This is a genomic window from Roseivirga sp. UBA1976 (genome assembly GCF_002336325.1).
In the GTDB taxonomy this organism is placed as follows: Bacteria; Bacteroidota; Bacteroidia; order Cytophagales; family Cyclobacteriaceae; genus Roseivirga; species Roseivirga thermotolerans.
Genome location: NZ_DDDQ01000180.1, coordinates 43,960 through 50,724, shown reverse-complemented (window position 1 = coordinate 50,724; position 6,765 = coordinate 43,960). Strand labels below are relative to the sequence as shown.

7 protein-coding genes are annotated in these 6,765 nt (G+C 44.6%); all 7 read right to left on the bottom strand.

Annotated features, from left to right (window positions below):
* Positions 1 to 178 precede the first annotated feature (178 nt).
* The 7 genes from B3763_RS18840 to hisH all read right to left on the bottom strand — a co-directional run bounded on the left by B3763_RS18840 (position 179) and on the right by hisH (position 6,765).
* Entirely contained in the window at positions 179 to 967 is a 789-nt protein-coding gene (locus tag B3763_RS18840) for a transporter (RefSeq protein ID WP_189629720.1), read from the bottom strand.
* Between the two features lie 19 nt (positions 968 to 986).
* Positions 987 to 1,439: a thioredoxin family protein gene (locus B3763_RS18835; protein ID WP_189629719.1), complete on the bottom strand. Its 453-nt coding sequence runs from the start codon at positions 1,437 to 1,439 to the stop codon at positions 987 to 989.
* Entirely contained in the window at positions 1,432 to 3,780 is a 2,349-nt protein-coding gene (locus B3763_RS18830; protein WP_286748386.1) for a TonB-dependent receptor, read from the bottom strand. The genes B3763_RS18835 and B3763_RS18830 overlap by 8 nt, the downstream gene beginning before the upstream one ends.
* 134 nt (positions 3,781 to 3,914) lie before the next feature.
* Positions 3,915 to 4,532, bottom strand: coding sequence for a bifunctional phosphoribosyl-AMP cyclohydrolase/phosphoribosyl-ATP diphosphatase HisIE (gene hisIE / locus B3763_RS18825; protein WP_189629718.1), 618 nt, complete (start codon positions 4,530 to 4,532; stop codon positions 3,915 to 3,917).
* Positions 4,529 to 5,290, bottom strand: a complete 762-nt coding sequence (gene hisF, locus B3763_RS18820; RefSeq protein ID WP_189629717.1) for an imidazole glycerol phosphate synthase subunit HisF — start codon at positions 5,288 to 5,290, stop codon at positions 4,529 to 4,531. The genes hisIE and hisF overlap by 4 nt, the downstream gene beginning before the upstream one ends.
* 53 nt (positions 5,291 to 5,343) lie before the next feature.
* A complete protein-coding gene (hisA, locus tag B3763_RS18815) occupies positions 5,344 to 6,063 on the bottom strand; it encodes a 1-(5-phosphoribosyl)-5-[(5-phosphoribosylamino)methylideneamino]imidazole-4-carboxamide isomerase (protein WP_286748385.1) in 720 nt (239 codons plus the stop codon).
* Between the two features lie 120 nt (positions 6,064 to 6,183).
* Positions 6,184 to 6,765: an imidazole glycerol phosphate synthase subunit HisH gene (gene hisH, locus B3763_RS18810; RefSeq protein ID WP_286748384.1), complete on the bottom strand. Its 582-nt coding sequence runs from the start codon at positions 6,763 to 6,765 to the stop codon at positions 6,184 to 6,186.

Here is a 6,765-nt window from a genome sequence, read left to right as displayed (position 1 = left end):
AGCTCTTAGGGTTGCCACCGCACCATTAAATTCTTCTACGGCCTGACGTTGAATTGCATATTGTTGCTCTGCTCCTTCTGTTTGTTGAAATGAATTTGTTTCTGCGGTAGATGGATCGTAACCAAAATGTGCCGGTCGAACCATCATTATCTTAGCAGCCGCTTGCTTCATATATTTTCTATTTTAAAAATCGTTTACTCAAACCAAAGCCCAACAACAGGTTGGAAGCACTGTCTGAAAGCCCAGTACCGCCATAAACATCTATCTGCAAACTGGAGCTGAGCAAATAAGTAAGGCCGGCATCCATGGCATGTTCGCTTTGTCCGACCTTTGGAAATCCTCCATAAGATTCAATAAACACTCCCAATTTATCATTGAGCCCATAGGCAAACATGAGGGTGTAAAAGGTATTTCTGTTTTCAAAACCATTGTTGTGGGTCATTCCCAGGTTGGCCGAAAGAGCCAGCGACTCAGCCAGAGGGGCATCTACTGCCAGCCGTATATCGGTAAGAAGGCCACTTTGGGTTTCTTCAAAAATCCCGCCTCCGGCACTTACAATAAGCCCTATATCCGGTAGGGAAGAATTATCCTTAACCAATCCCACCTTGGCGCCAAACATGGTAGGAGCCACTTGGGCATCGTTCACAAAGAGAATATTACCATCAATTACCTGTCTTCTTTTACCTACTTCCTGGGAAAAGCGCAATTCAAACCGTTCAGAAACACCATAGCGTAGCAGAGTATTGTTTAGAGAGAAATACTGGTATTTACTATTGCCATTCGGTTGCATGGTGGCAACCGAATATTCCAGCAAATAAAACCCTGTTTCAACCTGAAATGCTCCCTTGGGAACAATGGCAGAAGAGGTGGTTTGGGTGGGCCTGTCTGTGTAAATATTCTGTGCTCTGGCCTGTACTACCAGTGCCATAAAACACAGCACACAAATGAATTGACTTACCTGTTTCATAAGCCACAAATGTATAAAATTAATGGGCCTTACGTAGTAGGTTGAGTAGCTCTTTTCTGGAGAGGTAGTTCCTTTTAATTGTCAAAAATTTGAACTCCATATCCAATATAGCCAGGGTTGGTGTAACAGGCTCTTCGCCCTCTTCGGCAAAAAGGTAGGCCATTTCATGAAAGCCCTTATTAGAAGCACCGTTAAAGACCTTTCCATCAAAAACACACGGGTTTGGGTTTTCGATATCCAGTTTCACCGCATAGAATTTGTCGTTCAGTAATTGCTGTATCGCTGTATCGGTAAAAGCCTCTTTCTGCATTTTCTTACAGTAGGCACACCACTCGGCTTCAAGAAAAACCACTGTAGGTTTTGGGGCTTTGGTCAGGGCGCTATCCAACTGTTCAAAATTCATCCAGTTGACCTGAGCCCAAACGGTCGTGCTACAGTACAACAAACACCCGATGAGCCCCGATTTAATCATTGTTGCTCAGTTTAAGACTGACAAAATAGGTTCTGGGACGTCCGGGGCCATAGATGTAGTCAGAATCTCTTGTGGGCCCGGTCTGAAAATCGGCCTGGTAGCTATTGAAAAGGTTCTGAATACCCCCACTCAGTTCTATGTGCAGATTCTTACCAATGTGAAAATGATGCGATGCCTTAAGGGTTGTATCCCAAAACCAACCGGAATTACGCAGCACCAGCACACCACTTTCTTGCAGTATTTCAGGCACCACCATGGGGCCTGTAACTACATTGGAAATAAAAAACTGCCAGTCTGTAGTTGTTTCATAAGTCAGGTTCCAAAAGCCGTATGCATTGGGCATACGGGTAAATCGTTGAGTTGTCACCAACTGCCCTTCTCCCGGGTCTTCCGGCTCATAAAGTACTTGCTCTTGTTCATAACGCGTTTTTTGGAGGGTAAAACCCGACTGAGCCACCCATCGGCTCGAAGGGGGATAGTTAAGTTCGAGGTTTAGTCCCTTTACCAAAGCCCCTTCACCATTTCTAACTTCTTCTATGATGGAACCATTGGGCAACTGACTCCCGGTATTTACCAAAACAAAGGGATTGTTGAGTTGGGTATAGAATCCTTGCAAGTTCAACTCAAACTGCCGCTGCCCTTCTGCCCGGGTATAGCTCAACGAACCGGTGTAGGCATCGGAAGTTTCTTTTTCCAACCCGTTGGAGAGCAAAACGAATACGGGTTCTCCTCCGGCCGAAGCTATGTGCAAATCTTCATTAAACGCCTGAGGAGCTCTGAAGCCGCGAGCATAGCCCCCTCTAAACTGCCAATTGGAACTGAAAGAATAGAGCAGCGTAAATCGTGGGCTAATCACTCCAAAATCATTGTCAATAGTTCGATCAAAATCGCCAACCTGATAGGTACCTTCTACCAAAGATCTATCGAAACGAGCCCCTGCCAGGGTCTTTAACTTTGAGTTAAGCTGCCACTCCCATTGTCCGTACCAGCCTATATTCTTCACCGACTGGTCCACCACACGGTTATAGCCGGGAATACCATCGTCTGTGGTGTTCTCCTGAAATTCAATACCTGAAGTGAATGAATGAGAGCCATCATTGGAATGAACCCATTGCAAACCTGTAATCCAGCTCATATCATCGGTAATACCATAAGCATTGGCAGCTAAAAGACTATCTTCAGGTGTTCTGGCTCCTCCCAACCCGCCATAATAGCTCCCTCTATCTGTTTGCTGCATGGAGGCATATAGCGAAAGCTTGTTTCTTTCACCAATATACTGATCGATATTAAAGGCCCCCATCACTATTTCATGGTCGAGTTGCTCGGTAATATCAGTATACTCAGGCCTCAAATCCAGCCGGTTTCCTCCTCTTCTAAATTCATTGATGTAGTTAAAATCTACCGAGAGCTTTGTGTTTCGCCCCACCTTATAGAAGCTCTTTAGCCCTAGCGTTTCGGCTTGCAGATTCACCATTTCTGTAAAGCCATCGTTATTGGCATCGAAAGATTCACGACTGCGGCTGGTGGCAAAGCCTGTGATTCCGAAGTTCAAACTATTGGAAACATAGGAGCCGTTGACAGAGTGATTCCAGTCGCTGGCTCGTCCATCAATGGAAGCAAAACTACTTCTGGCCTCCCAGGTATTGAGAACCGGCTCTTTCGTAATAATATTGATTGTACCCGCAATGGCATTGGAACCATATAGTGCCGAACCTCCGCTCTTTACTACCTCTACCCGCTCGATCATATATGCCGGAATCATCTCCAAACCATATACCCCGATTAGCGCGCTGAACACCGGCCGACTGTTGACTAAAATTTGTGTGTAAGGCCCCTCCAATCCGTTCAACCGAACCTGGGTAAATCCGCAGTTCTGGCAATTGGTTTCAACTCTTACTCCCGACTGAAAATTGAGGCCATCGGCCAGCGATTGAGACTGGGTAGCATTGAACAATTTTTGACCGATTACACTCACCGCAACTGGTGCTGATTTTTTGTCTATTTCATAGCGACTGGCACTTACCACCACATCATCTAAACCCAGCACATCCAACTCTAAAACCAGCTCTATCTCCAGGGTCTCACCTTGCTTGAGATTAAGCTTTTTGAGTGTTCTTTTATAGCCTACAAATCGAACTTCCAGTGTGACTTGCAAGGCCTCGGCCACTTCAATCCGAAACCGCCCTTGAGCGTCAGTTACATCAGATATGTTACTCTGTTGAACAAATACAACTGCACCGGCTACAGGGCCATCGCCATCCACTACCTTTCCTTTTATCACAGATTGTGCCTGAATTTGGAAAGCACAAAAGAGTATCAGTACAACGTAAACAGCCTTCATCGCAGTAAAATATTTCGACAAAGTTAAACACCGAGAACCATAAGACTAAACAATACTTTACTTTATTCTAATTTTATTTTTAGACTAATCTAAATTATATTAATTAATTATTTTTAAATCAAACAGTTATCGAACTACTTATCATGTCTTTCTTTAAGTATTGAAACTACCTCATTTAGCGTATATCCTTTGGCCTCAAGGAGCATCATTAGGTGAAAAAGTAAGTCAGCCGACTCGTTTAGAAACAGCTTTTCATCATTATCTTTAGCCTCTATCACTACTTCTACCGCCTCTTCTCCTACCTTTTGAGCCACCTTATTTATTCCCTTTGAGAATAGTCTGGCCACGTAAGATTCATCGGTCGGCAGCTGCTTTCTCTCCTTTATAACCTGAGTGAGATAGGAAAGGAATTGGATGTTGTTCACATTGATTTCGTCCCAGCAGGTATCGGATCCTGTATGGCAAGTTGGCCCCTTTGGTTCTACCAAAACCAATAGAGAGTCGCTATCACAATCTACGGCCACAGACTTTAGTTGAAGGTAATTTTCAGAGGTCTCACCTTTAGTCCATAGGCGCTGTTTGCTCCTGCTAAAAAATGTAACTTTTCCGGTATGGAGAGTCTTCTCCAAAGCCTCCTTATTCATATAGCCGAGCATCAGTACTTTGGCCGTTTTAAGGTCTTGGATGATGGCCGGCACCAGCCCATTTTCCTTCTCAAAATCTACTTGATTTATGTCTGTTAGCTTCCTCATTGTTCTATTCTTACAGGGATGTTTTTCTCTTTTAAATATGTCTTCAACTCGGGCACTCCAATCTCCTTAAAGTGAAAGATACTAGCGGCCAGAGCAGCGTCTGCCTTGCCCTTCGAAAAGGCCTCAACAAAATGTTCCATAGTTCCTGCTCCACCCGAGGCTATTACGGGCACAGATACCATGGTTGAGATTTGGGCCGTCAGCTCATTCGCAAACCCGGCTTTGGTTCCATCATGATCCATGGAGGTTAACAAAATTTCACCGGCTCCCCTCTCCTCTACCTCTTTTGCCCAGGCAAGAGTCCTCAGTTCTGTGGGGGTTCTACCACCCCTCACATGAACAATATGCTCTTCATTAAGCCAACGGGTATCTATGGCCACCACTACACATTGGCTACCAAACTCCTGAGCCAGTTCGTTGATCAGCCCCGGTTGTTTAACCGCAGATGAATTGATGCTGATTTTGTCTGCCCCGGCATTAAGCAAAGCCGACACATCTTCTTTTGAGCTAATGCCTCCTCCTACTGTAAATGGAATATTGATTTCTGCCGCCACCCGTTTTACCAGTTCCACCAGGGTTTTTCTCTTTTCTACCGTGGCGGTTATATCCAGAAAAACAAGTTCATCGGCACCTTCTAAGGCATACCTTGCCGCCAGTTCCACCGGGTCTCCGGCATCGCGCAAGCCCACAAAGTTGACTCCTTTTACCGTTCTGCCATCTTTGATATCGAGGCAGGGAATAATTCTTTTTGTTAGCATGATATAGATATACGATCTATGGTTTTCAGTTATAAAAGGCAGTTTTGCCTGTTCTACTTATTAAATGCGGCTAGTTCATCCAGAGATATTCTCCCCTCATAATAGGCTTTGCCAATTATGGCACCATAAAGACCTGCTTCGCGGAGCTCATATAAATCGTTCAATTCGGCCACACCTCCACTAGCAATAAGTTTTAGCTGAGGAAACTCTTTAATTATCTTCTTATACAACTCGATTGAAGGTCCTTGAAGCATTCCATCTTTGCTCACATCAGTACAAATGCAATACGTTACGCCTTTGGCTAAATACTGCTCTAAAAAGGGGAACAAATCGAGCCCTGAGTCTTCCTGCCAACCACTTATGGCTATTTTTTCATCGATTACATCCGCCCCCAGAATAACCTTTTCTGCACCATAGTGCTTCAGCCACGAGAAAACCATCTCCGGATCTTTGGCTGCAATGCTTCCGGCTGTTACCTGTTGTGCACCGGCTTTGAGTACAGCCTCAAGCGATTCGCCAGACTTTACTCCTCCTCCAAAGTCTACTCTTAACCGGGTTTTGGAAGAAATAACCTCTAAAACCTCCAAATTTTGAGGTTTTTGGGCTTTTGCACCATCCAAATCCACAAGGTGCAAATGAGTAATTCCGGCCTGCTCAAACCTTTGGGCTACCTCTAAGGGGCTATCTGAGTATTCTTTTTTCTGATTATAATCTCCTTTGGTAAGGCGAACGGCCTTGCCGGAGATAACATCTATTGCGGGTATTATTTTCAATGCTGAAATCTTTAGGGTTTATTCATCAATGATTTTTTAGCCTGGCTGATGCTGCAGACTCCTGAGAAACAAGCTCTTTTTGCCTCTCAATAACTATCGATTTGCGGTTTTTACTATCTCTCACAACTCCAAAAAGTTGCGTAGAATCTGCTCTCCAACTTTTCCACTTTTTTCGGGGTGCGCTTGCAAGGCATAGAAATTTTCTTTTTGCAAAGCGGCAGAAAAGCGGTTTACATAGTTCGTTTTTGCCACCGTATGATCACTCAGTTCGGCATAATAGCTATGGACATAGTACACAAAGGGCTCATCAGGCAAGCCCTTAAACAGGGGCGAATTCATTTGCTCCAAATTATTCCAACCCATTTGTGGCACCTTCAGCTTTGGAGCAAACTTCTTCACCTGCACATCAAAAATACCCAGGCAATCGGTATTATTCTCTTCCGAATGCTTGCACATTAGCTGAAGCCCCAAACAGACTCCAAAAACAGGCTGTTTCAGATTCTTTATAACCACATCGAGCCCTTTCTTTCTCAGAAATTCCATGGCCGTGCTGGCTTCTCCCACCCCCGGAAAAATCACCTTTTCGGCTGACTGAAGCACTTCAGCCTGATCGGTAAGTACAGGCTCTACCCCCAAGCGTTGCAGGGCATAGGTTACTGACTGCACATTACCGGCATTGTAATTCACAATGGCTACACTCAT